The following is a 26206-nucleotide window of genomic DNA, read 5'->3' as shown; positions in this document are numbered from 1 at the left end:
GTGAAAATATGTACCGTTTTCGATATGTAATGATAGGGCTACTTTTACTTCTATTCGTTTCACTTCCGTATATAAGGTCAATGTTAGAAGAGAGCATGGTTGGGACGATGCTTATTCAATACCCACTATTAGTAGGAAGTGGTTATATTCTGGCAAAGGGGTTTCCGAAAAAATGGCGAGGCTTCTTCGTGTATTACAATGAAAATGGAATCGCGGGTATATTAATTACAATATGTGTTGTAGGGTTTTGGGTACTGCCTAGGTCAGTGGATGCCGCACTGAATGAGCCAATCATGGAGATTGCGAAATATATGAGTCTATCACTCCTTACAGGTGTACTATTGTTTTATAGCTGGCAACGGCTTGGTCCTATTAGTAAAGCTTTTATTTGGGCTAATCTGATTTCTATGATTTTTGTGATGAGCTGGCTTTATTCAGTATCACCAGCCCGTCTTTGTAATAATTACTTAGTGACAGCCCAACAACAGCTTGGAAAAGCGATGTTTGTATTAGGATTAGCGATCTGTATTTTATTTATTGGGCGAGTTTTTTTAGGGAAGCCTGAAATCAGTAAGAATCTAATCAAAGAAAAACAGAAATATATAAACCTGAATATAAGTACAAAAGAGCTGGATGAACGGATGCCATAAAAAAGAGCTGATATGAAATCAGTAACCCGTTCCGTTCAGAGGGAGAAAACATAAATTTGCATAGCAATTTGTACCTCATTTTTTATTGAAATAACAACCTTTATTGATTATTTATGGTTCAATTTGCAAGCTATTTTGCATAGCAATTTGTAGTATCGCATAAATTTATGTGGCCTTGCAAATAGGTGTGCATTTTATGGTGCAATTTGGCATGTTAATAAATGTAATTGAATATAGGATGTGAAATCGTTGAAATTCATCGAACCACTAAATAAAAACGCTGAAGCGGTGGACTGGTATCTCTTAGAGGGTTAGAAACTATCGATGGGTTAGTTGAAGACGAAAAACACGGCTTTATAATAAAGTAGAAAGAAAATGCAAACAAAAAAGCAAAGGCAGAATATCTCTTCCTTTTCAAGAACCTGAATAAACTTTTATTCTGAAATCCTATCTCCATATTTACTATTTGATAAAATCTCCTCCGCAGATAATAGTGTCCAGTCTCTGACCGGGGTGGTGGGATTCTTTTCTAAAAAGGAATTCACTATTTGGTATCCAATCTTGTAGTTGGTCCAATGGGGGATTCCTTTGTTTGGATTTCCAAAATAATCGTCATTTATTAATGAGTCGATTGACCATAAATCGTATTCCAAATTTTTCCATACTTCTTTTTCTGTTTGGGCTGAAAGTGGTTCTATCCACGGTATATTAATATCGGGGTAAAGACTTTTGGCAAAAGTGTCAGCTTTTCCTTCGAGAATAATTGAATCTAATAAAGTGTTTTTCCAGTTTACATTTCCTCCCTCCATATAAATAGTATGATTATATTCATGTGCAACAATATACTCCAACAAATCCTCTTTAAATGAAGATGGATCAATCCGTATTATGAATACATCCTTACTAACTCCTACCCCAGATACGCCACCCATTAAATTGATACCATCCATGTTATCCGGATTAGGAGGAAATAAATACACTCTCTTATTCACGCCTGGAAGGGTATTAGATGATTTAATCAAGGCTTGTTCTATTGTTTTATTTATTTCATCTTGATTATCAATTAGAGAATATACAAATTCCTCCAAAGTTTTAATGTCTTTAGGAGTTGCAAAAGCAAAATGGTCCTTTATCCAATGCCCCTCTCCTTTACCTAAAGTATCTAATTGAAATGGTTCGACAACTTTTTGATAGTAATGTTCTTCCATCTTCTCGTGTTGTTCAATTTCTGAAACGCTTTCTATGTAATCTAATATTTGACTATAAAAGGGTATAATTCTAAATTCCTGATTGCCATTCTTCACAATGGGAGGGTTCTTAATATTTAAATCTTTAGGTGATTCAACTTCAATTGTTTTATTAGTACAACCGATAAGTAATACAGCAATAACGGAAAATATGAAAAAAAGAATTAGTCTTTTAATATTAATCACCAACCAATTTTAAAAACTATTTTTAGTATACTCTAAATTTTCCTTTTATTCTAATTATTGTACAAGTGGGTTGATATAATTCTATCGCCATTAATTGCATGCCTGTTACTTTAACCCATTTGAAATGCAATTTAGGAAAACATGTTAAAGTTTGTGTAGTAACGTGTGCTTTAGTCGAAGAATAATTAAATAACTCTAACAAAAAAAGGCATTGCGAGTTGCAATGCCTTTTTATTGTTTCAAATGCCCTTTACATTTTGGACTGCAAAATGATACGCAAAAGTCAGGACTTTTGATATACAAAATTAATTACAAATACTATTTTTCTCCCTGTCAACCGAACGGGTTATGAAATTAGCTCAATTTTTTTATTTAGTTGCCAGCAGCAGCTCTTGGAAAGAGTATATTATTTTCTAAATGAATATGCTGGAATAAATCTGCTTCAAGTGCCTCAAGACGTTGGTAGACAAGACGATAGGTTCCACATGCACCGATTGGTGGTTGGAAGTCATTTGTGATGTCACGAATTTCTTTAATAAGTTTTCCGGCCTCATCATGATCATCTTCTAGTTCTATTACATGCTTTTTCACTAATTCATGATTTTCAGTAGTTGGTTCTTTTTCGAATTTTACGATTAGAGGAAAAGAATTTGCTTCTTCTTTGATCGTATGTTGTTCTAATTCAACCTTCAATTGGTTAAAAAGTGAATGTACCCTTGCTAGGTGTGGATGATTTCCACCGTGAACACGTAATACCTTTGTTACATATGGACTAAGCTGTGGAAGTTCTTCATTCAAATAACGATGGTGTTTATTAACGATATGATCAATTAATTCGGAATAGCTCGCAGCCTTCCAATCCACCGTTTTTTCATTTAATTCTTTCATGTCCTGGTAAAGATCATTTAATTTAGTTAAAACTTCATCCTTTGAAAGATTTCTTTCCTCAATTGCATCTATAAGTGGTCGGTTACCGCCACAGCAAAAATCAATTCGAAGTTTTTTGAAAAGGTCTCCAGCCTTCGGAAACTCAGTTACAATTTCTCCGATAATATGTTGTTCAGTAAAAGTTTCTTCCATGATTCTACCTCCTATTTAGTAAGCTACTTACAGCATAGCTTGTAACACAGTTAAATGAGGTGATGCGAATCACACATATGCTTAAAAATCATCAAAAACTAGGATGGAGTGACGTGAATCACTGCAAGAAAGTAGTGGTTTTTGTTTAAATATACTACAATAGGAAAAAAGTAGATAAAAAAAGCGAGTGGATAACATGGTTGAAAGACGAACACCGATACCGGTTTCAGAAGCGGTATCTCGTGTAATGGAATTTGCGGGTACAGGTACAAAAGAATTAGTACCGATAGAGGCCAGTTATGGACGATTTTTAGCAGAGAATTTAATTGCTGATCACGATGTCCCTCATTTTGATCGTTCCCCATATGATGGCTTTGCGGTAAGGGCATCGGATACAACAGATGCCGGACAGGACCACCCAATTGAATTTGAAGTAATAGAAGAAATTGGAGCAGGGTCAGTTGCTGTAAAGAAGGTAGGCGCTTTTCAGGCAGTTCGAATCATGACAGGGGCGCAAATGCCGGCTGAATGCGATGCGGTTGTGATGCTTGAGTTGACAAATGAATACGAACGTAATGGCAAAAAATATATGTCGATTAAAAGACCTTTTAAGTCCGGAGATAATGTTTCATTTCAGGGTGAAGATACAAAAAAAGATTCTGTCCTAGTTGAAAAAGGAATATTCATTAACCCTGGAGTAAAAGCACTTTTAGCAACCTTTGGCTATCACCAAGTAGAAGTGGCTAAGAAGCCTGTCATCGGCATTTACGCTACAGGAACCGAGTTGCTTGATGTTCATGAAGAATTAGTACCTGGGAAAATTCGTAACAGCAATTCTTATATGGTCAGTGCACAAATTGAAAGAGTAGGTGCAGTGCCCAAATATTTCGGTAAACTCTCGGATGATTTTGACCTTTGTTTTGAGGCAATCAAAAACGCATTGAATGAAGTTGATATTCTCATAACAACGGGTGGGGTATCCGTTGGGGATTATGATTATCTACCGGCAATTTATGAAAAATTAGGTGCGGAAGTATTATTCAATAAAATTGCAATGAGACCTGGTAGTGTCACAACGGTTGCTCAGCTAAAAGGCAAGCTATTGTTTGGCTTATCTGGCAATCCTTCCGCCTGTTATGTAGGTTTCGAATTGTTAGTTAGACCAGTTGTGCGAACAAGATTATATTCGAATCAACCACATCTATTAAAAATGAAAGCTGAACTCAGTGCTGACTTTCCAAAACCAAACCCATTTACAAGGTTTGTACGGAGTAGAATCAGTTTTTCTGATGGAAAAATTTTGGTGACGCCAAGTGGCCTTGATAAATCGAATGTAGTATCCTCGCTTGCCGGAGCGAATGCATTAATGGTCTTACCTGGTGGAACACGCGGATTTGGAAACGGCGACGAAGTTGAGGTGTTATTACTGGAAGATCAGGAAGGAAGTATGTGGCCTTGGAAATAAGGTTTCCGCTTCTACAAATTGTCGGATATCAAAACAGCGGGAAAACAACGCTAGTTGAAAAAATTGTAAAAAGAGGCACAGAACTTGGGGTTCGTATTGCAACAATTAAACATCATGGACATACAAGCAATCTGAAGGGACTTAATAAAGAAAAAGATTCTTCCAGGCACTTTAAAGCTGGTGCATCTGCAACCATTGTTGAAGGTGGTGGAAGTCTTCAGTTAGAAGCAAAGACTTCCGGATGGACTTTAGAAAAACTCATTCAGCTGTATGCTTTTTTTGAAAATGATATGATAATAATTGAAGGTTTTAAATTAGCTGATTATCCCAAAATCGTTCTGATTAGGAATGAGGCGGACAAGGAATTGCTAACTTCATTAACAAACATTGTTGCAGTCATTTCTTGGATTCCAATTGAATCTAATTTTCCTCTTTTTCATATAAAAGAGGAAGAAATTTATTTAGAATGGGTATTTAGTGAGGTAAATCAATGAATAATGCTTTATTTAAAATTACGAAAGAACCAATAAATGTTGAAGAGGTTACGAATAAGGTTATTAGACGTGAGGCTGGTGCTGTTACTACTTTTATCGGCACAGTCCGTGAATTCACAAAGGGGAAACGGACCTTATATTTAGAATATGATGCATATGTTCCAATGGCAGAAAAGAAGCTTGCTCAAATTGGTGAGGAAATATCTGAAAGATGGCCAGAAGCCAAAACGGCCATTATTCATCGAATAGGTCGATTAGATATATCGGAAGCTGCTGTTGTAATCGCAGTCTCCACACCACATCGTAAGGATGCCTATGCAGCAAACGAATATGCAATCGAACGGATAAAACAAATTGTTCCGATTTGGAAAAAGGAACATTGGGAAAATGGAGAAATGTGGATTGGCGATCAATTAGAGACAAAACAATACCCGACAGGTCAACCTGAAGAGGAGGATCTAAAATGATAACTGTTTTATTCTTTGCCCATTTACAGGAAATGGCGGGAACAGATAGATTAACTTTATATGAGGATGAGCTAACTGTAACAGATTTGAAAGAAAAGCTTTCGAACGAACATGGTATAATAAACCTTGACCAAATTATGTTTGCAATTAACGAAGAGTATGCAGTAGATGAGGACGTTGTAAAAGCAGGAGATACAGTTGCGTTGATTCCACCAGTAAGTGGAGGGTAATTTTAAAACCATCGACTTCTGGTGGTTTTTTTGTATAAAAAAACTGAATTATTTATAAAAATACAATTGATTTTATTTTTATACGGACTTATAATGAAACATATTTCAAAATTTAATTAGTTAATAAAAACAATGAGGTGGATATATTGAAAGCGGCAATTATAGGGGTTACTGGTTATGGCGGAATTGAATTGTTAAGATTATTGACAAACCACCCAACTATAGACGTTCATTCTGTTCACACTTCGTCTCAAACAGGGATGAAGCTTTCAGAGGTCTACCCCCATGTTACTAATCTTGTAAATCATTCTTTAGAAGAAATTGATATTCCTAAGATTGCAAATGAAGTTGATGTTGTTTTTCTATCTACACCATCAGGGGTATCAACCACAATCGTACCTGAACTATTGAAAGAAAATGTGAAGATTATTGATCTATCAGGGGATTATCGTCTAAAAAATCCTAGTGTATATGAACAATGGTATAAAAAGCCAAGCGCATTACAAGCAGACCTAGACAAAGCTACATATGGTCTTCCTGAATGGAATAAGGAAGAAATTAAGAGTAGTAGTTTTATTTCCAATCCTGGGTGCTATCCTACTGCAACAGTCCTTGGTTTAGCTCCGTTAGTAAAACATAAACTAATAGATGAAAAATCAATTGTGATCGATGCTAAATCAGGAATATCCGGAGCTGGAAAGAGCCCTTCAAGAACTACGCATTTCTCTGAAACTAATGAAAACTTTTCAATTTATAAGGTAAATCAACATCAACATATTCCGGAAATTGAACAGGTGATTCAAGATTGGGATGATTCAATCCCATACGTTACGTTTAGTACACATTTGGTTCCAATGACAAGGGGAATTATGTCTACGATGTATATAAATCGTGCAGACGATACACTTACAATGGACCAACTTTATGAACTATATAAGGAAAGTTATCAAGATGCTCCATTTGTGAGAATTCGAGAAAAAGGCACATTTCCTGCCACAAAAGAGGTTTATGGAACGAATTATTGTGATATTGGCCTTGCATTGGATGAGCGAACAAACCGAATTACCGTTGTGTCAGTCATCGATAATTTAGTTAAAGGGGCTGCTGGTCAGGCCATCCAAAATGCAAATATTATGTTAGGTTTAGAAGAAAATACGGGATTACACTATGTCCCTCTATTCCCATAAATAAGTTAAGATGATTGATAGATAAGGAGTGACTTTGCATGATAGATATGAAGGAGATTCAAATAATAAAATTGGAAGAGGGAACTGTTGTAACCCCCAAAGGTTTTAAAACAGCAGGAGTCCATGCCGGATTACGTTATAAAAAGAAAGACCTAGGAGCGATTGTTTGTGATGTTCCGGCTACCTGTGCCGCTGTATATACGCAAAGTCATTTTCAAGCCCCTCCTTTAAAGGTTACGAAAGAGAGTATTGCTGTTGAGAACAAATTACAGGCTGTCGTGATCAATAGTGCATGTGCAAATGCATGTACAGGTGAACAAGGATTATTAGATGCATACGAAATGAGAGCTGAATCAGCAGCTCAGTTTGGTATTGACGATCATTTGGTTGCTGTTGCTTCAACAGGTGTCATCGGTGAACTATTACCGATGGACAAAATAAAAGCGGGCATTAAACAACTTAATCCTACTGATACAGTAGAAGCAGCTCAAAGCTTCCAAACAGCAATCTTAACAACTGATTTAGTAATGAAAAAAGCATGTTATCAAACAACAATTGATGGAAAAACAATTACAATTGGTGGAGCTGCAAAAGGCTCTGGAATGATTCATCCAAACATGGCAACTATGCTAGGCTTTGTAACAACTGATGCTAATATTGATTCAAACTCCCTACAAGCTGCGATGAAAACAGTGACAGATGTGACCTTTAATCAAATTACAGTTGATGGAGAGACTTCAACAAATGATATGGTATTGGTAATGGCAAGTGGCCTAGCGGAAAATGACCAACTTACACAAGAACATCCTGAATGGGATTCATTCGTTTCAGCACTTCAATCCACTTTTGAAGACCTTGCAAAGCAAATTGCAAAGGATGGAGAAGGGGCTACAAAACTAGTCGAAGTGAATGTAACAGGTGCTGTATCGGATGTAGATGCACGTATTATTGCGAAAAAAATCGTCGGTTCAAATCTTGTTAAAACAGCAATTTATGGAGCAGATGCGAACTGGGGAAGAATTATTGGAGCAATCGGTCACAGTGCAGCTACAGTAAATCCGGATAATGTGGATATTTCAATTGGAAGAATCCAAATGCTAAAAGGAAGCCAGCCGGTGGCTTTCTCAGAAGAGCTTGCTAAAGAATATCTTGATGGTACTGATATTGTTATTCACGTCAACCTCCATTTAGGAAATGGTACTGGTACGGCATGGGGCTGTGATTTAACCTATGATTATGTCAAGATAAATGCAAGCTACCGAACATAAGGAGACTAGAAATGGAGACAATTGTTATCAAATGTGGAGGTAGTATACTTAGTGAGTTGTCGGACTCATTTTTTAATAGTATTAAAGAATTAAAAGACAGTGGTTATAAAGTAGTTGTTGTCCATGGTGGCGGGCCTGAAATAGCTCAGACCCTCTCCTCGCTTAACTTAAAGAGCGAATTTGTAAACGGGTTAAGAAAAACCACAAAAGAAGTACTTAATGTTGTGGAAATGGTATTATCTGGAACGGTGAATAAAAAGGTAGTAGTCGAGCTAGGGAAGGCTGGCATCCCATCAGTTGGGCTATCTGGCTGTGATGCAGAACTGATCAAAGTGAAGCCAGTGGACCTTGAACAATTGGGATATGTTGGCGAAATTGTAGACGTAAATGTTTCATTCTTGGAATATCTGATCTCTCAAGATTATGTTCCTGTTATCTCTCCTATTGGAATTGGTGAAGATTTTACAAAATTCAACATCAATGCCGACACTGCAGCAGCAAGTGTTGCAATCGCCCTTAAGGCAAAACATTTATTATTCGTAACCGATGTAGATGGAATCAAAAAAGATGGTGAAGTCTTACCTTCGCTTTCAACAGATTCTGTTTTATCCCTCATCGATGAAGGGACTATCTACGGGGGGATGATTCCAAAAGTAAAAGCAGCTCTCTCAGCATTAAATGAGGGAGGACTTAATGAAATAACGATTATTAATGGTAAAAGCTCGTTATTATCAGTAGATGGAACATTAAAAGGAACAAAAATTGTAAAAGAACTAGAGGTGGTATAATGGATGCACTATTTCCAACCTATGCGAGATGGGATTTAACCGTTGAATCTGCAGAAGGTGCAATCATTGTAGACAATAAAGGAAAAAAATACTTGGATTTCGTTTCCGGAATCGCGGTTTGTAATCTAGGACATCGCCACCCTAAGGTTATGAAAGCAGTAGAAGAGCAGTTGCAGAAATATTGGCATGTATCAAATTTGTTTAAGTCCGATATTCAACAAGAAGTGGCTGAAAAGCTAGTATCAAACTCAGATCTAGATGCCGTTTTCTATTGTAATAGTGGAGCTGAAGCAAATGAAGCAGCTTTAAAACTCGCTCGTAAATACACACAAAAATCAAAAGTCATTACATTTAAACAATCCTTTCACGGAAGAACATTTGGAACAATGGCAGCAACGGGCCAAGAAAAAATTCATTCAGGATATGGACCTTTATTGCAAGAATTTGTCTATCTTCCATACAATGACTGTGACGCGTTAGAGCGCGAAATGGATGATCAAGTTGCTGCGGTTATGGTAGAAGTTGTGCAGGGTGAAGGTGGAGTTGTCCCTGGAACAGAAGAGTTCCTTAAAAAAATTGAAGCACTTTGTGCAAAACATGGTTCACTATTTATTATAGATGAAGTGCAAACAGGGATTGGTCGTACTGGAAAGGCCTTTGCACACCAGCATTTTAACCTTACACCAGATATTATTACGTTAGCAAAAGGTTTAGGAAGCGGCCTTCCCGTTGGTGCTATGCTTGGTAAGGAAAAGCTCAAAGAAGCATTTGGACCTGGTTCACATGGGTCAACTTTCGGTGGAAACCCGATTTCATTAGCTGCTGCTAAAGCTACACTATCGATTATTTTTGACGATGAGTTTTTAGCGGAAGTTGAGAAAAAAGGGGCTTATTTACAAGATGAGCTTACTGCTGCACTAGCAGATCACGAATTAGTTTCAGAGATTCGTGGTAGTGGATTAATGGTAGGGATTGCTTGTAAAGAAGAAGTGGCAGCTTCAATTACGTCACTTCGAGAAAATGGGCTTTTAACTCTTCCAGCTAGCCCGAATGTCATCCGCTTATTACCACCATTAACTATTACTTACGAAGAAATCGATGAAGCAGTTAAGTTGATTAAAGAAACACTTGTGGCAGAGCATATTGCCTAGGCTCGATGCTGGTAGTTAGGAATCTATCTAACTACCAGCCATAGGAGCTAATTTTTTTTGAATATAATTGTATAAAAATACGTCTTCCTAAATAAAAATACGAGGTGAAACAATGAAGGGATATCTACATTTAGAAAATGGTGAAAGCTTTGAAGGAACGTTATCGCAAGCCTCTGAAAAGGCTGTAACGAACGGAGAAATCGTATTCTATACGGGGATGACTGGGTATCAAGAAGTGTTAACGGATCCTTCTTATAAAAATCAAATCATTGTTTTCACATATCCACTAATCGGAAATTACGGAATTAATGAATTCGATTTTGAAAGTAAAGAACCCCACGTGGCTGGAGTCATTGTATATGAAACAAAGGATGCTTATTCTCACTATAATGCAAAGTATTCCTTAAAACAGTATCTTGAAAAATGGAATATACCATTGCTATCCCATGTCGATACACGTGCAATTGTAAAGAGAATCAGAACTGAAGGAACCATGCAGGCTGTAATTAGTGATTCTCCTTCGTCTGATGTACCAGCCATGTCTGTTAATGCTAATCCTGTAGGTGATGTATCAAGTAAGGAGTGGCAAACTTTTGGTTCAGGAGATAACCACATTGTATTGATCGATTTCGGGTATAAAAAATCAATCTTACAATCTCTTTTGTCAAAGGGATGTAAGGTAACTGTAGTTCCTTATACTACCTCTTTTGAAAAAGTCAAACAACTTCAACCGAATGGTATTGTCTTGTCAAATGGCCCTGGAGATCCAAAGGCTCTAGCGGAACATCTTCCGACAATTAAGCAGATGATCGAATATTTTCCAACACTAGCCATTTGCTTAGGTCATCAGCTTGTTGCCTTAAGCCTAGGTGGAGATACAAAGAAGTTGAAATTTGGCCATAGAGGCGCAAATCAACCGGTGACAGATTTACTTAATGAAAAAGTGTATATTACATCACAAAACCACAGTTATGTAGTTGATGAAGACAGTTTGAGTCAAACAGAATTGAAAGCTCGGTTTATAAATTGCAATGACAAGTCAGTAGAAGGATTAACACATTCAACGCTTCCTATTTTAACGGTTCAATTTCATCCGGAAGCACACCCAGGACCATCTGAAAGCAGTTGGGTTTTTGATGAATTTATAGCAAACAACTGTACTGTTAGGAGAGAAGAGATATATGCCTAAGGATCATTCAATACACTCAATATTAGTAATTGGCTCTGGGCCCATTGTAATCGGGCAAGCAGCAGAATTTGATTATTCTGGGACACAGGGGTGCAGAGCACTACGTGAAGAAGGCTATAAAGTCATCTTAGTAAATAATAATCCAGCAACCATTATGACAGATGAAGTCAATGCAGACATTGTATATTTTGAGCCATTAACTGTTGAAAGCCTTGAAAAAATCATTGCGAAGGAACGTCCAGACGGTTTACTCGCAACACTTGGTGGTCAGACAGGTCTCAACCTAGCTTTTAGTTTGAGTGAAGCAGGTATTTTAGATAAGTATAATGTGAAAGTCCTTGGTACTCATATTGAATCCATTAAAAAAGGCGAGGACCGTGAGGCCTTTCGAAGCTTAATGAATGAACTAAATGAGCCAGTACCGGATAGTGAAATTGTAACAACAGTTGAAGAAGCAAAAACTTTTGCGGAAAAGGTTGGATTTCCTGTCATTGTTCGTCCAGCTTACACATTGGGGGGAACAGGAGGAGGCATTGCGCATGAATTGCAACAATTAGAAGAACTAACGAAAAATGGCTTATCCGAAAGCCCAATTACTCAATGTTTGATTGAAAAAAGTATTGCTGGATTTAAAGAGATTGAATATGAGGTAATGAGGGACAAAAAGGGAACCTGCATTACCATCTGTAACATGGAAAATATCGATCCTGTTGGAGTCCATACTGGTGATTCAATCGTTGTGGCACCATCACAAACACTAACAGATGAAGAATATCAAATGCTACGATCTGCATCTATTAAAATTATTTCTGCTTTAGGAATTATTGGTGGTTGTAATATTCAATTTGCTTTAGATCCATTTAGTAAAAATTATTATCTAATTGAAGTAAATCCACGGGTTAGTCGTTCCTCAGCACTAGCTTCAAAAGCAACTGGCTATCCAATTGCAAAAATGGCCGCAAAGCTTGCGGTAGGATATACATTAGATGAATTAGTAAACCCGGTTACAGGAAAAACTTTCGCTAGCTTTGAACCAGCGTTAGATTATGTGGTTGTAAAATTCCCACGCTTTCCATTTGATAAGTTTACAGGTGTTCCTACTACGCTTGGAACTCAAATGAAAGCAACGGGAGAGGTAATGGCCATAGATCGAAATCTTGAAAGTGCCATTCAAAAAGCTGTACATTCGTTAGAAGGTGATAATAAAAGCCTTCGCTTACCTGCAATTGTAAATAATTCAAATGAGGAACTTCTCCAGTTTGTTGAAAACGGAAGTGAAAATCGTTTCTTTGCTGTTCTTGAATTGTTAAGAAGAGGAACAACTGTCGGGGAGCTTCATTCGATTTCAAAAATAGATCTTTTTTTCCTAGAGACATTCAAGGTCTTGGTAGACATTGAAGAAAAAATTCAACAAACTGCACTTAATGATTTTAGTGCAGAATTTATGCAAATCGTAAAGGAAAAAGGGTACTCCGATCAACATATTTCGTTCCTTTGTAAAGAGGAAGAATCAATGGTTCGTGCAAAACGAAAAGAACTTAGCATTATTCCTAGTTACAAATGTGTGGATACCTGTGCAGGAGAATTTGCTGCACAAACTGCTTATTATTATTCAAGTTATTTTGGTGAAAATGAGCTAGACGTTTCTGATAAGCAAAAGGTATTAATTCTTGGCTCTGGACCTATTCGAATCGGTCAAGGCATTGAGTTTGACTATAGCTCGGTTCATGGGATATTTGCGCTACAAGACGAGGGTTACGAAACCATTTTAATGAATAATAATCCTGAAACTGTAAGTACCGATTATGAGATTGCTGATAAATTATTTTTTGAACCTTTAACCCTTGAACATGTCTTAAATGTAATCGAAGCAGAAAAAGTGGATCAAGTAATGGTTCAATTTGGTGGTCAAACGGCGATTAATCTTGCCCAAGGTTTAGAAGCGGCAGGTATTTCAATTGTCGGCATCACACACGATATCATTGATCAGCTTGAGGACCGTGACCGTTTTTATAAGCTCTTAGAAAAAACGAATATTCCACATATCCCTGGTGAAATTGCCGATCATGCGGAGGAATTAGTGGAGAAGGCAAAGGCAATAGGTTATCCTGTCCTAATCCGTCCTTCGTATGTTATCGGCGGCAAGGGCATGCTTGTAATAAATGATGAGGACGAGCTGGTTTCATTTTTAAAAGACACAACAGAAGATACGTATCCACTTCTGATTGATGCGTATGTACCTGGATTAGAAATCGAAGTCGATTTACTATCTGATGGGGAAGAGATTTTAATTCCAACTATTGTTGAACATATTGAAAAAGCCGGAGTTCACTCTGGTGACAGTCATGCGATTATGCCTGCAGTTTCTTTAACCGAAGATAACAAGAAAACGGTTGAAACCTATGCGACTAAGATAGTACGTGAATTAGAGTTTAAAGGCATTATGAACATTCAATTCGTAATCAGTGACAATCAAATTTATGTACTCGAAGTGAACCCAAGAGCAAGCCGTACGGTGCCAGTTATTAGCAAAATTACAGGGATTCCAATGGCTCAACTTGCGTCAAAACTGGTACTTGGTAAATCACTTCAAGAGGTAACATCAGAAAACGGATTATTACCTGATTTACCGTACTATACAGTGAAATACCCCGTTTTCTCAACATATAAATTACTCGGAGATCCGACAGTAGGGCCTGAAATGAAATCTACTGGTGAAGGAATTAGCATTGCTGCAACGATTGATGAAGCACTAGCAAAAGTTTTCCACAGCTATATCATTGCGAAAAAAGGCGCCGATGAAATTGTCTTCGATGCGGATTGTATTCCTGAAGAAGTGAAGCAATTAGCAGAGGAAATGGGATTAAAAACGTATATCGCTAACGACATTTCAGAATGGTGTAAGAGCGAAAAGGCTTTAGCATTTGTAAGTCTTACAGGCGAGAAAAGTGCGAAAAAGAATAAGGTAGAGGCAAGTCAAAAACGAATTCATGTATTCACTGAAATTGAAACATTACATGCATTCTTAAAAGCGTTCCGTGTATCGCATTTTTCAGTTATGTCGATTCAAGAACGAAGAGGTACATTCAATAAAAAGAAAGAAGTGATTAGCAAATGACAACAGCTATTAAACATAATGCTAAAAACGTTCTAAAAGGAAAGGATTTACTCACTCTCCTTGATTTAACGGGTGAAGAAATTATCAGTTTGTTGGATACAGCTATTGAATTAAAGCAAAAGCATAAGAATGGGGAAGACACATCGTATTTAAAAGGAAAAACCTTAGCGATGATCTTTGAAAAGCATTCAACCCGTACAAGAGTGTCGTTTGAGGCAGGCATGCTTCAGCTTGGGGGAAATGCAATCTACCTAAATAGCAATGATATGCAGCTAGGTAGAGGAGAATCAATTGCAGATACAGCAATGGTTTTGTCTGAATATGTAGATGCAATCATGATTCGTACATTTGAGCATGAAAAAATTGAGGAGCTCGCTAAATTTGCAAGTATTCCAGTCATCAATGGTCTAACAGAAGACTATCACCCATGCCAAGCTTTAGCTGATTTACTCACAATTTATGAAAAAAAGAAAATCTTCAAAGGAAGCAAACTTGTCTATGTTGGGGATGGCAATAATGTTGCACATTCACTAATGATTGCTTCGGCAAAGGTTGGATTGGACTGTACGGTCGTTTGTCCGCCGAAATATGCTCCGAAGACTTTTATCGTAGAGAAAGCAAAAGAAATTGCAAAAGAAACAAATGCTGTTATTGAGGTTAGCCATCATCCTGTCGGTGGCCTAGAAGGTGCCGATTATGTCTACACAGATGTATGGGCAAGCATGGGGCAAGAAAAGGAACAGCAAGAAAGACTTCAGGCGTTTATGCCATATCAAGTTAATTCAGAGCTTGTAAGTGCTGCTAATGAAGACTATATGTTCATGCACTGTTTACCAGCACATCGTGGTGAAGAAGTTACGGCGGAAGTGATTGATGGACCACATTCAGTTGTATTCGAACAAGCGGGAAATCGTCTCCACGTTCAAAAAGCAGTATTAAAAGCAATTATGGAATAAGCAAATTTCAAGAAGCTTCAGTCCTTTTTAGGAACTGGGGCTTTTTTTCATGATTTTAAAGGGTAGTGGGAATAGTAATCTTGTAATACTATTCAAAAAGGAGGATTATGATGGGGCAAAGTCATGAATTTCGTGCAGGGCAAAAAGCACCGAATAATGGGATTTATGTAGAAATCGGCGAGCAAGGAGATATGGTTAAGAACCCTAAAAGTGTAAAATTAAGTGCCGGTGACCCGTTCCCGGAAAACTCAAACCACAACCGCAAATGGTCATATAAAAGAAAGCCGTAAACAACAAAAAAAGACCCGAACGGGTCTTTTTTTGCATTGTCTAGTTCAGGCGCCATCGGCTCTCTGGTCTAAGCCAATCGCTTCGGAAGGTAAAAGGCACCTTCTGTCAGCGCTTGTCTTATGCTTGTCGCCTAAAGCTGAGCGCCTTACACTTTTCTTAATTAATGATGAGGTTCCTCTACAGGCTCGTTCGGAATAACAGAACCTAAAATAATGATTAGGGCTGTCACAATTACCGCAACGACTGAAGCTGTTTGAAATGAATATGTAGCTGCCTGCATTGATCCAATAACATATGAAGCCATTTGGATTAAGAGGAATGTCCAAAAGAAAGTCCAAAAATAACGCAATGTTTTCACCTCATTAAAATCAAATGCGCCCTGGCGTATTTGCGGCCGATTTTTAGGCCCGCAGGAAGTGGGTCATAAAGACGTTGCCACAGGAAGTGGCGTCCTTAGTCTTTGGTCTTACTGCTCGAAAACCACCTCTGAAAAATCGTGGCATCTGCCAGAGGCTTTAACTTTATTCAGTATTTCTGCTGAATAAAGTTAAACGATATCTTTAAATAGTTTACCACATTTGTCATCTTTAAGAAAAGCTATTTATAGGCATTTCCCCCTTTCATCTTTTATTCCACAACATACACTAATAATGAAGGACGAAAATCAGGAGTAGGAGAAGAGAGCAATGGTACAAAATAAACAATTCTTTAAGCTCGATACGGAGTGGTCTGCTCTTCATTTGCCAAAACGTCCAAATGGCTTTGCTGTTTTAATCATTGGGGATAAAACGAATTTTGTAGAAGAAAGCTCTAGCTTTTGGATCCAAAATTACGCAAGGTCCCAAATTCTCGAATACCTTAAGGATGAGGGATATACCGTATTCTATTCAAACCTTTACGGTGCAAACTGGGGAAATCCGGCCTCTGTGAAATTGGCAAAACAGTTGTATCACATCGTGATGAAACGTGAAATTCTAAACACACGCATCCATATTCTTGCAGAAGGGATGGGAGCACTGACTGCCATGCAGTTAAGTAAAAGGATGCAGGGAGAAATACGATCCATGGCCTTCCTAAATCCATGCATTGATTTAGTCGCCCATATTGAGAATGAAAGAAAAAATAAATTTTTTTATAAAAAATTGTTAAAAGAAGTTGCAAAGGCTTATCACCTTGAGGAACGAGATGTTGAATTCAAAATTAAAGATTTAGCACCAAAAGATAATCTTGTAATCCCAGGTATCCCAATTAAAATTTGGCATAACACAAATGAAAGAACATACACTCCTGAAATACACAGTAAGAAATATCAAAGCGGAAACGAGATGGTCAGGTTAAGTTATCATATCAGTGAAAATACGTATGCCTTCAGTCGCTCGATTGGTAGCTTCTATAAAGAAAATGAAAAGGAATTATAAAAAGTCCCAGTTTCTTGAAAGAATAGGGACTTTTTATTTACCGACCCGCATACGATACTGTAATAAATTATATGGGGGATGTTACAAGTGAAGAAGGTCATACTATTCGATGCTTTCTCGTTTGTAGGATATGGGCTCTGTAGCAGGATGCTGGACGAGGAAATCAATGTCATTGGAGTAGATGCCGAACCAATGGAAAATAGTCTGGAAGAAAATAAAATGCTCTATGTTGGGCGTAATGCCTATTTTCATTTTATCGAGAATTCGAAGGCATTATTGAACCAGAGTTTGTTCGAAAAAACAGATGCAGTCATATATCCATGGTTTAGCTCTACCCAACCAAGTCGAAATGAGGAAAAAGAGGAAAGACTACAATCCGTATTCGACTATTGCAATGATTCAAAAACCAAACTTATTCTCGTATCGGTACATGATATAAACAGAGTTGCAAAGGACTCTTTAGAGGATGAATTGGATGAAAGTTGGTATTCCAAAATTAAGTTAGAAAATAGTCTGTGGGAACATCGGAAGATACGAACGAAGAATATAGAGTTTTTGTTCACGTTTATCGACTTTTCGAATAAAGGTTTAGCTGAATGTATTCAAATAAAGAGTGTCCATAAGGAATATATCCACCAAAACATAGACAGCTAGCACTTCTTTTGCTTTCCAAGTAGCACAAAGTACAATAAAATAATGTATAGAGGACGAATTTGGTTTTTGTTTTTGAAGGAGTTGTAGTAATGCAAAAGTTGTTTAGGTGGGTGACACTCTTATTCCTATTAAGTTTTCTTGTATCCTGTGGACAAACAGATGCAGATACTGGGGTCAAAAAAGTGGGTTTACTTGTACCAGATACAATCGATGACCAAGTTTGGGGAACGAAGGGGTATAAGGGTTTATTACAGATAAAATCTCAATTTGAGGTTGATGTCTTTTACAAAGAAGGAATTACGACAGAAGCTGCAACTAGATCTGCTGTGGATGAATATGTCGATAAAGGTGTCAACTTAATATTTGGTCATGGTAGTGAATATGCTACAATTTTTAATGATATTGCGGATGAATACCCTGATGTGCATTTTGTTTTTTTCAATGGGAATACAAGAAAAGAGAATGTGACGAGCCTAAACTTTGAAGGGCATGCAATGGGATTTTTCGGTGGCATGGTTGCGGGTGAAATGACGGAAACTAACAAAGTAGGAATTATTGCTGCTTTTGAATGGCAACCTGAAATCAATGGGTTTTATGAAGGTGTTTTATTTCAAAATGATGAAGTCGACGTAGATATTGGATATGTTCAAAACTGGGATGATGACGAAAAGGCAATTTCGATAGCTGAGAAAATGATTTTAGACGGTGTCGATATTATCTATCCTGCTGGAGATGGCTACAATGTACCAGTCATAGAAAGGCTTAAGGAAGAGGGCCTTTATGCGATAGGTTACGTTTCAGACCAATCAGACCTGGGCAAAGAAACCGTCTATACAAGTACGGTTCAGCATGTGGATCAACTCTATTTATTAGTTGCCGAAAAGTTCAATAAAGGTGAACTGGCTTCAGGAAACCTGTCGTTTGACTTTCAGGATGAAGTCATTTCAATGGGGATTTTTAGCCCGAAGGTTGGGGAAAATTTTATCGCGGAACTAAAAGATTATATTAAACAATATAAAGAAACGGGAGATCTTCCATCAAAATAGAAGAAGCTATCACATCAGGTGATAGCTTCTTATTTTTTTCGAAAATAATCAAGGAGTGGCGAAAGATCTTTTAAAGCTGGTTTGATTTTGTCAATTGAGGTCATAATATCACTAATTTGTCCCATTAGTTGGTTGATATCTACTCCATCAGCGTGGTTTTGATTGGACTTTTCGGCGGATTCTTTATTTTCATTTCTCTTAGCAGGACGAGCACCAAACATAAGGCGATCAAACGGATCCATTGGAGAATCCTCACTCTCACTCTTTTCATTTAAATCAAAATCTTCATTCTCATTACTCATTTTTATCACCAACTCACATTAGAAGTTACTTCACAACATTTTTATTATATTCATATGATAGAACGCGAAAAATGAGATGGGTTAGTATCACTCAAAACCCTAGGCTAACATGGAATCTTTCAAAAAAATAAACCCAAAGAGTTGATAACATTTAAAAAATGGATTAAAATTAGTACCAAGTCATAATAATTGATAATAAGAAAAGCGCGAAATAAAAAAAGCTTTTTTGATAAAATTTTGTTTTTCTCATAAAAAGGGAGATGTTTGTATGGGTGTAGGAATAATTGGAATCAATCGATTTGTACCAGATAGGGTGGTAACAAACAAAGATCTCGAAAAAATCTTAGATACATCAGATGAATGGATACGTACAAGAACAGGAATAGAAGAACGTAGAATTGCCGATGATGATACAAATACTTCTGATATGGCATATGAAGCTGCTCGTAAAGCTCTAGAAGATTCAGGTATTGGCGCAGAAGATTTAGACCTAATTATTGTAGCTACAGTAACGCCTGACAATCCGTTTCCATCTGTTGCATGTATGATCCAAGAACGTCTTGGTGCAAAAAATGCAGCGGCAATGGATATTAGTGCAGCCTGCGCTGGATTTATGTACGGTATCATTACTGGTAAACAGTTTATTGAAAATGGCGATTATAAGCACGTATTAGTAGTAGGTGTTGAAAAACTTTCTAAAATCGTGGACTGGAGCGACAGAAATACAGCTGTACTATTTGGAGATGGAGCAGGTTCAGTTGTTCTTGGTGAAGTTTCTGAAGGAAGAGGAATTCTCTCTTTCGAATTAGGAGCAGATGGAACTGGTGCAAAACATCTTTACCAGGATGAACACATCATTATGAATGGGCGCGAAGTCTTCAAATTTGCAGTAAGACAAATGGGAGAATCTAGTGTAAATGTAATAGAAAAAGCAGGATTAACACGTGAAGATGTTGATTATTTAATCCCACACCAAGCAAACATTCGAATCATGGAAGCTTCAAGAGAAAGACTTGAACTACCAGTTGAAAAAATGTCTAAAACCGTGAATAAATACGGAAATACATCAGCAGCATCCATACCAATTTCAATTGTTGAAGATATTGAAGCAGGAAAAATTAAGGATGATGACGTAATTGTTATGGTAGGATTTGGTGGAGGACTAACTTGGGGTGCCATCTGTATAAGATGGGGTCGCTAAAGAAGAACTAACATAAAAGAACATCATTTGTCGTAATTATTGATAGAAATGTTAAATAGGCTGGAAGGAGAAAGATTATGGAAAAGAAGCGTGTAGTAGTAACAGGATTGGGCACGGTTTCGCCGTTAGGTAACGATGTGAAAACGACGTGGGAAAACGCGAAAAACGGTGTCTCAGGTATCGGTCCATTAACAAGAGTTCAAATTGAAGGCTTACCTGCAAAGGTAGCAGCGGAATTAAAGGATTTTAATCCAGAAAATTATATGGATAAAAAAGAAGCACGTCGTATGGACCGCTTCACACAATATGCAATAGCTGCTTCATTCATGGCAGTTAAAGATGCAAATTTAACTATCAATGAAGATAATGCAGAGCGCGTTGGGGTATGGCTTGGTTCAGGTATTGGCGGAATGGAGACTCATGAGGAACAGCATAAAATTTTCTTAGAAAAAGGCTATCGTCGTGTAAGTCCATTCTATGTACCAATGATGATTCCGGACATGGCGGCTGGCCAAGTTTCCATCGCAATTGGAGCAAAAGGAATTAACACATGTACAGTTACGGCATGTGCGACTGGTACGAACTCAATCGGTGATGCGTTTAAGGTAATCCAACGTGGAGATGCCGACGTTATGGTTACTGGTGGAACAGAAGCACCACTAACAAATATGTCATTTGCCGGTTTCGTCTCAGCAAGAGCCGTATCATTAAACCCAGATCCAAAAACAGCAAGTCGTCCATTTGATAAAAACCGCGACGGATTTGTAATGGGTGAGGGGGCTGGAGTTCTAGTCCTTGAAGAACTTGAACATGCATTAGCACGCGGAGCCAATATTTATGCAGAAATTGTTGGCTACGGTGCAACAGGAGATGCATATCATATTACAGCTCCAGCACCAGGCGGTGAAGGTGGAGCTCGCGCAATGCGTCAAGCCATTGCAGATGCAGGACTAAATCCAAGTGATGTTGATTATATCAACGCTCATGGAACGAGCACAGATTATAATGATAAGTTTGAAACTGCCGCAATTAAAGAAGTACTCGGTGAACATGCTTATAAAGTTGCGATCAGCTCTACAAAATCGATGACAGGTCACTTGCTTGGTGCAGCTGGTGGTGTGGAAGCAATCTTCTCAGTACTTGCAATTAAAGAAGGAATCATTCCACCAACAATTAACTATGAAACACCAGACCCAGATTGTGACTTAGACTATGTACCAAACAAAGCAAGACAACAAGAAGTAAATGTTGCATTAAGTAACTCACTTGGTTTCGGTGGACACAACGCAACCATTCTATTTAAGAAATATCAATAACATGTAAATCCAAGGAGTCAGGCCAAATGGTCTGGCTCTTTTTTTATGAAAAACGAATACGATAAAGAGGTGAAGAAAGGAAGTGGTGACGTGGGGTAATACGCACAGACCAATGGCTGAAAGATTCACATGAAAATCCAGTTAAGCTATGTAAAAAACTAACAAGGTATTTTTCAAATAAGGCATCTGAACGTGAGATTTATCAGTATTTAAAAATGCACGGAATGTACAGATCAGTTTCTGAAAACATACTTGATAGCCTTCCTAAAAACGTATGGGGAAAAGTAGAAAAAGAATATAGTGTCTTGCAAAAAAAATGGAACGGTCCGCAGGTTCCAATTTTCATTTTTCCGGCAGACGAAACAAACTCCAGAATCAAAAGAGATTATAATGGGAAATCAGGGCTTGCCTTTAAGGACAAATTATTTCTATTTTTCTCTCCTCATAATTCACATGACGAAATCAAGGCAGTCCTCACACATGAATACAATCATGTTTGTCGTCTGAAAAAATTTAAAAAGAATGAAGCCGACTTAACTTTTTTGGATACGGTGATCTTAGAGGGAATTGCAGAAAATGCAGTTCGGGAGCATTGTGGGGCAGAGAATGTAGCGGGATGGACGAAATACTACTCCAATGAACGGCTTGAACAACTAGTGAAACAACTAATAATTCCGAACCAATCTGTTAAAAAAAACGAACGAAAACACAACGATCTCTTATACGGAAAAGGATTCAGCCCAAAGATGGCGGGCTATTGTGCAGGCTATTACGTAGTTAAGCAATATTTGGAAGATAGGAAACTACAAACGAACGCAATCTTGGGTGTGGACTCGATGGAGTTTGTGAAGGAGTATCTTTGATGGTGGGGTTGGGGGGCTTGGGGTTTCTCCATATATTTAAAAAGGGAAAAAGTCTTGGCGGAAGTAGTGGATATGGTCTCACTTTTGGATAAAACAGGAAAAGGTCAAAGCATAAGTATTGTATAAGACATGACTTTTGGATAAAAAAGGCAAAAGTCATAGCATAAGTAGTGTATAAGACATGACTTCTGGATAAAACAGGAAAAGGTCAACGCATAAGTAGTGTATAAGACAGCTCTTTTGGATAATACAGGAAAAAGTCAACGCATACCCTTGATTTAAACTGGAATCGTACCATACAAATAATAATCCCCACCAAATAAAAAAGATAAGAGTCCCCTTTTTGAATAAAACAGGGAAAGCTCTTATCTTTATTTTCTTATATTGCACTATTCATCTTTTTTAATATAATATGTCCCTTTTTTAGATGAACAAGATTGATAGAATTTTGCTAGTGCTCTTTGAATGACAGCCTTCGATCTTATAATCTTACACCATTCGAAAATAATCCCCGAAGTAATCTTCATTTCTGGAAAAAGTAAACTGAACTCCTCTATACTTCGCAAGATAGCACTTTCTTTATCTTCTACAAAACCACATTTTTTACATGTTATTGTTGTAGTTTGACCTGAATCAAACATCTCCAATTCACCACACCCCACACACAATATCCCCTTCGCCAAACCATCAAAACTATACTCTGGCAGCAGTGTAAATGGGGAATCTTTTACATGTAAGCCCATTAGTTTTTTCGCAAGCGAATGATGTTTCCCTCCTAATTTTGAAGACTGTGAATTTAATTGGTTCATAAACCGTTCAAGTTGTGACGGGAAAATAATCGGTAGGTCGGGAGAAGCTCCGTAGAGGTAAAATTCCGGGTTTATAAAAACGAGGTGAGGTTCTACTTTAAGGTTAAAGCCATGTTGTTGGAGTAATTGCCGAAAGAGAGATTCACTTCGAGATAGTTGAATGAGGGGATTTTTTATCTCCTTACCAGAGATTAGACGCATGCGGTTGCCTTCGATCAGGTAATCTCCTTCAAAATTTTTAACTTCAAAAATGTGAATTTTAGGTTGCGTTATAAGGAATGAATCGATTTGGTAATGGGTATTGGCGGTTTCAAGTAGGAGGTCATTGATGATGAGGCAATCTAGGGAGAGTTTTTCTAGTCTCTGGTCAAACATTTTTTCTCCATTATATCCTTTTTCGAGCGATATGATTGATTCTCGGTTTTTTCGAAAACATTCATTCGAGCTCGGATCGATTTTAGGAGCAGCAACTCAGGTGGAATAGATCGTTTTTTAATAATCAAAAGCAACACTTCCTTAATATGAGATTCGAATTAATTTTAAATCTTATTTTCTATGGTTTCAATTGCTAATTCTACTCGAGTTGTATATACATGTAATTAGAAAATTCTAATATAATATATTTTTATAATATATTAAAATAATTTGAGTTAATAGAATATTTATTATAAAACCTTATTTTGCAACATTTTAAACGATTTTGACTCTAAGTTTAAAAAATTGTCTTGCAATTATAATATTATAGTAATAAAATTCTATTTACATAATAATTTTGACTAATCATGAAGAATCTGGGGTGTTTTTATGCAACAGACAAAAACGGAAGCACCTTTGCTAGAAGTAAAGGGATTAAAAACAGGCTTTAACATAGATGGAGAAATCTATCATGCTGTCGATGGTGTTTCTTTTAGTGTTAAATCGCGCCAAATTGTCGGAATTGTTGGAGAATCAGGCTGCGGTAAAAGCGTTATGTCAATGTCTGTTATGAAACTATTACCTGTAGGGGTCGGAGAAATTACAGACGGAGAAGTTGTTTTCCAAGGAAATAATATTGAGAATCTATCAGAATCTGAAATGAATAAAATTCGTGGGAAAGATGTTTCGATGATTTTCCAGGAACCAATGACAGCGTTAAATCCTGTTTTTACAATCGGCTTTCAATTATCAGAAGTTTTGCTCAATCATTTTGATATTTCAAAGCAGGATGCACGTGAAAGATGCATCAGTCTATTACAAAGTGTCGGAATATCAAGGCCGGATAAAATTGTGGACGAGTACCCACACCAGTTATCGGGTGGAATGCGTCAACGGGTTATGATTGCCATGGCGATTGCATGTCAACCCAAATTATTGATTGCGGATGAGCCGACAACAGCATTGGATGTTACGGTCCAAGCACAAATCCTGGATCTATTAAAAGCGATTCAAGAGAAAAATGATATGTCCGTTATTTTAATTACACATGACTTAGGTGTTGTTGCGGAAATGTGTGATGAGGTAATCGTAATGTACGCTGGGAAGATTGTGGAAAGAACGGATGTCGACACGCTGTTCTATAATCCGAAGCATCCGTATACAAAAATGCTATTAGATTCCATTCCTAAAATGGAAGAAGAGGAAGAAACATTAGGATCAATTGAAGGAATCGTTCCTTCACTGAAGAACATGCCAAAGGTTGGTTGTCGTTTTGCCGAACGCTGTCCGGTGGCAACAGACGAATGCAAACGAATTACACCTGAGTTGGCAGAAGTAGAGAGCGGCCATGAGGTATCTTGTCTTCTTTACAAAACAAGTTATCCACTTGAAGAGGTGAAATAATAAATGAGCCAGGCAACGAAAGAAAGAAAAGATGATGTTTTACTCGAGGTTCAAAATCTCAAAACCTACTACCCTATTAAAGGTGGCTTTTTTAAGAGAACTGTTGGAAATGTAAAAGCAGTGGATGACGTTTCCTTTGAGATACTTAAGGGTGAAACATTAGGGCTTGTTGGTGAATCAGGTTGTGGAAAATCGACAACAGGTCGTACAATATTGCGTTTAACCAAACCAACAGATGGAAAAATCATTTTTGATGGTAAAGATATAACGAATCTATCTGGAACAACATTAAGAAAGATGCGCCAAGATTTTCAGATGGTGTTCCAAGATCCATATGCTTCTTTAAATCCAAAGCAAATGGTAGGGGATGTTGTAGCAGAACCAATAAAGAACTATTACAAGAAATCTTCTAAGGAATTAAAACCGGAAATTATCGAACTATTAAAAAAGGTTGGTCTTCCGGAAGATGCGTATTATAAATATCCGCATGAGTTCTCGGGTGGCCAAAGACAACGTATCGGAATTGCTCGAGCACTAGCTTTACGACCAAAATTAATTATTGCGGATGAGCCAGTGTCAGCATTAGACGTTTCTGTTCAATCACAAGTACTAAACTTGTTGAAGGAACTACAAGAAGAATTTGATTTAACATTCTTATTTATCGCACATGATTTAAGTGTTGTAAAACATATGAGTGATCGAATCGGAGTTATGTACTTAGGCGGAATCGTGGAAATTGCAGATAAAAATGGATTATATGCAGAACCTTTGCATCCGTATACAAAAGCTCTTATTTCAGCGATTCCATATCCAGACCCAAGAAGAAAGAAAGAGCGCATCATCTTAGAAGGTGATGTACCGAGCCCAGCAAATCCTCCAACTGGTTGTCCGTTCCATCCGCGTTGTGCTTTTGCGACGGATGAATGTCGGGCAGTAAAACCAGCTTTAAAGGAGGTGAAACCAGGACATAGAGTAGCGTGTCACCTATACAACGAGTAGGGTGATAAATGAA

The 26206-nt window shown here is 37.5% G+C and carries 26 protein-coding genes; 21 read left to right on the top strand and 5 right to left on the bottom strand.

Annotated elements, in window-relative coordinates; all coding sequences use genetic code 11:
- Positions 1-8 precede the first annotated feature (8 nt).
- Positions 9-650 (top strand): hypothetical protein, encoded by a 642-nt coding sequence (locus CKK03_RS09380; RefSeq protein ID WP_099362334.1) that lies wholly within the window; start codon positions 9-11, stop codon positions 648-650.
- 434 nt (positions 651-1084) lie between these two features.
- Here CKK03_RS09380 and CKK03_RS09375 read toward each other — a convergent pair whose 3' ends face one another.
- Both CKK03_RS09375 and ric read right to left on the bottom strand, forming a co-directional pair.
- Complete coding sequence (locus tag CKK03_RS09375; protein WP_142354015.1) at positions 1085-2083, bottom strand: DUF2268 domain-containing putative Zn-dependent protease; 999 nt, start codon at positions 2081-2083, stop codon at positions 1085-1087.
- Positions 2084-2455: 372 nt separating this feature from the next.
- Entirely contained in the window at positions 2456-3163 is a 708-nt protein-coding gene (gene ric, locus CKK03_RS09370) for an iron-sulfur cluster repair di-iron protein (RefSeq protein ID WP_099362332.1), read from the bottom strand.
- A gap of 196 nt (positions 3164-3359) precedes the next feature.
- Here ric and CKK03_RS09365 point away from each other — a divergent pair, with 196 nt between their 5' ends.
- From CKK03_RS09365 to CKK03_RS09310, 12 genes are all read left to right on the top strand, one after another.
- Entirely contained in the window at positions 3360-4628 is a 1269-nt protein-coding gene (locus tag CKK03_RS09365; RefSeq protein WP_099362331.1) for a molybdopterin molybdotransferase MoeA, read from the top strand.
- Complete coding sequence (mobB, locus tag CKK03_RS09360; protein WP_099362330.1) at positions 4613-5122, top strand: molybdopterin-guanine dinucleotide biosynthesis protein B; 510 nt, start codon at positions 4613-4615, stop codon at positions 5120-5122. The genes CKK03_RS09365 and mobB overlap by 16 nt, the downstream gene beginning before the upstream one ends.
- Positions 5119-5589: a molybdenum cofactor biosynthesis protein MoaE gene (locus CKK03_RS09355; protein ID WP_099362329.1), complete on the top strand. Its 471-nt coding sequence runs from the start codon at positions 5119-5121 to the stop codon at positions 5587-5589. The genes mobB and CKK03_RS09355 overlap by 4 nt, the downstream gene beginning before the upstream one ends.
- The gene (moaD, locus tag CKK03_RS09350) at positions 5586-5819 is read left to right on the top strand and encodes a molybdopterin converting factor subunit 1 (RefSeq protein WP_099362328.1); all 234 of its coding nucleotides are present in this window, start codon (positions 5586-5588) and stop codon (positions 5817-5819) included. Before CKK03_RS09355 ends, moaD begins: the two co-directional genes overlap by 4 nt.
- A 146-nt stretch (positions 5820-5965) precedes the next feature.
- A complete protein-coding gene (gene argC, locus CKK03_RS09345; RefSeq protein ID WP_099362327.1) occupies positions 5966-7006 on the top strand; it encodes an N-acetyl-gamma-glutamyl-phosphate reductase in 1041 nt (346 codons plus the stop codon).
- 38 nt (positions 7007-7044) lie between these two features.
- A complete protein-coding gene (argJ, locus tag CKK03_RS09340; RefSeq protein WP_099362326.1) occupies positions 7045-8274 on the top strand; it encodes a bifunctional ornithine acetyltransferase/N-acetylglutamate synthase in 1230 nt (409 codons plus the stop codon).
- An 11-nt stretch (positions 8275-8285) separates the two neighbouring features.
- On the top strand, positions 8286-9062 hold the full coding sequence (gene argB / locus CKK03_RS09335; RefSeq protein ID WP_099362325.1) for an acetylglutamate kinase: 777 nt from the start codon (positions 8286-8288) through the stop codon (positions 9060-9062).
- Positions 9062-10213 (top strand): acetylornithine transaminase, encoded by a 1152-nt coding sequence (argD, locus tag CKK03_RS09330; protein WP_099362324.1) that lies wholly within the window; start codon positions 9062-9064, stop codon positions 10211-10213. Before argB ends, argD begins: the two co-directional genes overlap by 1 nt.
- Positions 10214-10325: 112 nt before the next feature.
- Positions 10326-11402, top strand: a complete 1077-nt coding sequence (locus CKK03_RS09325; protein ID WP_099362323.1) for a carbamoyl phosphate synthase small subunit — start codon at positions 10326-10328, stop codon at positions 11400-11402.
- Positions 11395-14520 (top strand): carbamoyl-phosphate synthase (glutamine-hydrolyzing) large subunit, encoded by a 3126-nt coding sequence (gene carB / locus CKK03_RS09320; RefSeq protein WP_099362322.1) that lies wholly within the window; start codon positions 11395-11397, stop codon positions 14518-14520. Before CKK03_RS09325 ends, carB begins: the two co-directional genes overlap by 8 nt.
- A complete protein-coding gene (gene argF, locus CKK03_RS09315) occupies positions 14517-15476 on the top strand; it encodes an ornithine carbamoyltransferase (protein ID WP_099362321.1) in 960 nt (319 codons plus the stop codon). The genes carB and argF overlap by 4 nt, the downstream gene beginning before the upstream one ends.
- 110 nt (positions 15477-15586) lie before the next feature.
- Positions 15587-15766 carry a YjzC family protein gene (locus tag CKK03_RS09310; RefSeq protein ID WP_077617287.1) on the top strand — a complete coding sequence of 60 codons (180 nt, stop codon included), beginning with the start codon at positions 15587-15589 and terminating at the stop codon, positions 15764-15766.
- 161 nt (positions 15767-15927) lie between these two features.
- Here the strand turns inward: CKK03_RS09310 and CKK03_RS09305 are convergent, their stop codons facing one another.
- A complete protein-coding gene (locus CKK03_RS09305) occupies positions 15928-16116 on the bottom strand; it encodes a YjzD family protein (RefSeq protein ID WP_099354226.1) in 189 nt (62 codons plus the stop codon).
- A gap of 337 nt (positions 16117-16453) precedes the next feature.
- Here CKK03_RS09305 and CKK03_RS09300 point away from each other — a divergent pair, with 337 nt between their 5' ends.
- The 3 genes from CKK03_RS09300 (at position 16454) to CKK03_RS09290 (ending at position 18885) form a co-directional block, all read left to right on the top strand.
- Positions 16454-17185: an alpha/beta hydrolase gene (locus tag CKK03_RS09300; RefSeq protein ID WP_099362320.1), complete on the top strand. Its 732-nt coding sequence runs from the start codon at positions 16454-16456 to the stop codon at positions 17183-17185.
- An 87-nt stretch (positions 17186-17272) separates the two neighbouring features.
- Complete coding sequence (locus tag CKK03_RS09295; protein WP_099362319.1) at positions 17273-17839, top strand: Rossmann-fold NAD(P)-binding domain-containing protein; 567 nt, start codon at positions 17273-17275, stop codon at positions 17837-17839.
- 89 nt (positions 17840-17928) lie between these two features.
- Positions 17929-18885 carry a BMP family ABC transporter substrate-binding protein gene (locus CKK03_RS09290; RefSeq protein WP_099362318.1) on the top strand — a complete coding sequence of 319 codons (957 nt, stop codon included), beginning with the start codon at positions 17929-17931 and terminating at the stop codon, positions 18883-18885.
- A 29-nt stretch (positions 18886-18914) separates the two neighbouring features.
- On the opposite strand, the gene CKK03_RS09285 is transcribed toward CKK03_RS09290, so the two are convergent.
- Entirely contained in the window at positions 18915-19187 is a 273-nt protein-coding gene (locus CKK03_RS09285; RefSeq protein ID WP_099362317.1) for a hypothetical protein, read from the bottom strand.
- A gap of 268 nt (positions 19188-19455) precedes the next feature.
- Here CKK03_RS09285 and CKK03_RS09280 point away from each other — a divergent pair, with 268 nt between their 5' ends.
- The 3 genes from CKK03_RS09280 (at position 19456) to CKK03_RS09270 (ending at position 22567) form a co-directional block, all read left to right on the top strand.
- The gene (locus CKK03_RS09280; protein WP_099362316.1) at positions 19456-20388 is read left to right on the top strand and encodes a beta-ketoacyl-ACP synthase III; all 933 of its coding nucleotides are present in this window, start codon (positions 19456-19458) and stop codon (positions 20386-20388) included.
- A gap of 77 nt (positions 20389-20465) precedes the next feature.
- On the top strand, positions 20466-21704 hold the full coding sequence (fabF, locus tag CKK03_RS09275) for a beta-ketoacyl-ACP synthase II (protein ID WP_099362315.1): 1239 nt from the start codon (positions 20466-20468) through the stop codon (positions 21702-21704).
- Positions 21705-21802: 98 nt separating this feature from the next.
- Complete coding sequence (locus tag CKK03_RS09270) at positions 21803-22567, top strand: DUF2268 domain-containing putative Zn-dependent protease (protein ID WP_180271227.1); 765 nt, start codon at positions 21803-21805, stop codon at positions 22565-22567.
- A gap of 389 nt (positions 22568-22956) precedes the next feature.
- Here CKK03_RS09270 and CKK03_RS09265 read toward each other — a convergent pair whose 3' ends face one another.
- Positions 22957-23751: an NERD domain-containing protein gene (locus CKK03_RS09265; protein ID WP_099362313.1), complete on the bottom strand. Its 795-nt coding sequence runs from the start codon at positions 23749-23751 to the stop codon at positions 22957-22959.
- A 429-nt stretch (positions 23752-24180) separates the two neighbouring features.
- On the opposite strand from CKK03_RS09265, the gene CKK03_RS09260 reads away from it, so the two are divergent.
- Both CKK03_RS09260 and CKK03_RS09255 read left to right on the top strand, forming a co-directional pair.
- Complete coding sequence (locus CKK03_RS09260; RefSeq protein ID WP_099362312.1) at positions 24181-25194, top strand: ABC transporter ATP-binding protein; 1014 nt, start codon at positions 24181-24183, stop codon at positions 25192-25194.
- Positions 25195-25197: 3 nt separating this feature from the next.
- Complete coding sequence (locus CKK03_RS09255) at positions 25198-26193, top strand: ABC transporter ATP-binding protein (RefSeq protein WP_099362311.1); 996 nt, start codon at positions 25198-25200, stop codon at positions 26191-26193.
- Positions 26194-26206: the final 13 nt, after the last annotated feature.

The organism is Fredinandcohnia onubensis (assembly GCF_002734215.1).
In the GTDB taxonomy this organism is placed as follows: Bacteria; Bacillota; Bacilli; order Bacillales; family Bacillaceae_L; genus Ferdinandcohnia; species Ferdinandcohnia onubensis.
This window is presented reverse-complemented; position numbering and strand designations above follow the sequence as displayed.

Coding starts and splice junctions, on each gene's coding strand:
- CKK03_RS09380 (WP_099362334.1), top strand. CDS start 9: ATGTACCGTTTTCGATATGTAATGATAGGGCTACTTTTACTTCTATTC.
- argJ (WP_099362326.1), top strand. CDS start 7,045: ATGATAGATATGAAGGAGATTCAAATAATAAAATTGGAAGAGGGAACT.
- CKK03_RS09260 (WP_099362312.1), top strand. CDS start 24,181: ATGCAACAGACAAAAACGGAAGCACCTTTGCTAGAAGTAAAGGGATTA.
- CKK03_RS09280 (WP_099362316.1), top strand. CDS start 19,456: ATGGGTGTAGGAATAATTGGAATCAATCGATTTGTACCAGATAGGGTG.
- carB (WP_099362322.1), top strand. CDS start 11,395: ATGCCTAAGGATCATTCAATACACTCAATATTAGTAATTGGCTCTGGG.
- moaD (WP_099362328.1), top strand. CDS start 5,586: ATGATAACTGTTTTATTCTTTGCCCATTTACAGGAAATGGCGGGAACA.
- CKK03_RS09325 (WP_099362323.1), top strand. CDS start 10,326: ATGAAGGGATATCTACATTTAGAAAATGGTGAAAGCTTTGAAGGAACG.
- ric (WP_099362332.1), bottom strand. CDS start 3,163: ATGGAAGAAACTTTTACTGAACAACATATTATCGGAGAAATTGTAACT.
- CKK03_RS09290 (WP_099362318.1), top strand. CDS start 17,929: ATGCAAAAGTTGTTTAGGTGGGTGACACTCTTATTCCTATTAAGTTTT.
- argB (WP_099362325.1), top strand. CDS start 8,286: ATGGAGACAATTGTTATCAAATGTGGAGGTAGTATACTTAGTGAGTTG.
- fabF (WP_099362315.1), top strand. CDS start 20,466: ATGGAAAAGAAGCGTGTAGTAGTAACAGGATTGGGCACGGTTTCGCCG.
- argF (WP_099362321.1), top strand. CDS start 14,517: ATGACAACAGCTATTAAACATAATGCTAAAAACGTTCTAAAAGGAAAG.
- argD (WP_099362324.1), top strand. CDS start 9,062: ATGGATGCACTATTTCCAACCTATGCGAGATGGGATTTAACCGTTGAA.
- CKK03_RS09265 (WP_099362313.1), bottom strand. CDS start 23,751: ATGTTTGACCAGAGACTAGAAAAACTCTCCCTAGATTGCCTCATCATC.
- CKK03_RS09255 (WP_099362311.1), top strand. CDS start 25,198: ATGAGCCAGGCAACGAAAGAAAGAAAAGATGATGTTTTACTCGAGGTT.
- CKK03_RS09300 (WP_099362320.1), top strand. CDS start 16,454: ATGGTACAAAATAAACAATTCTTTAAGCTCGATACGGAGTGGTCTGCT.
- CKK03_RS09285 (WP_099362317.1), bottom strand. CDS start 19,187: ATGAGTAATGAGAATGAAGATTTTGATTTAAATGAAAAGAGTGAGAGT.
- CKK03_RS09310 (WP_077617287.1), top strand. CDS start 15,587: ATGGGGCAAAGTCATGAATTTCGTGCAGGGCAAAAAGCACCGAATAAT.
- CKK03_RS09365 (WP_099362331.1), top strand. CDS start 3,360: ATGGTTGAAAGACGAACACCGATACCGGTTTCAGAAGCGGTATCTCGT.
- CKK03_RS09355 (WP_099362329.1), top strand. CDS start 5,119: ATGAATAATGCTTTATTTAAAATTACGAAAGAACCAATAAATGTTGAA.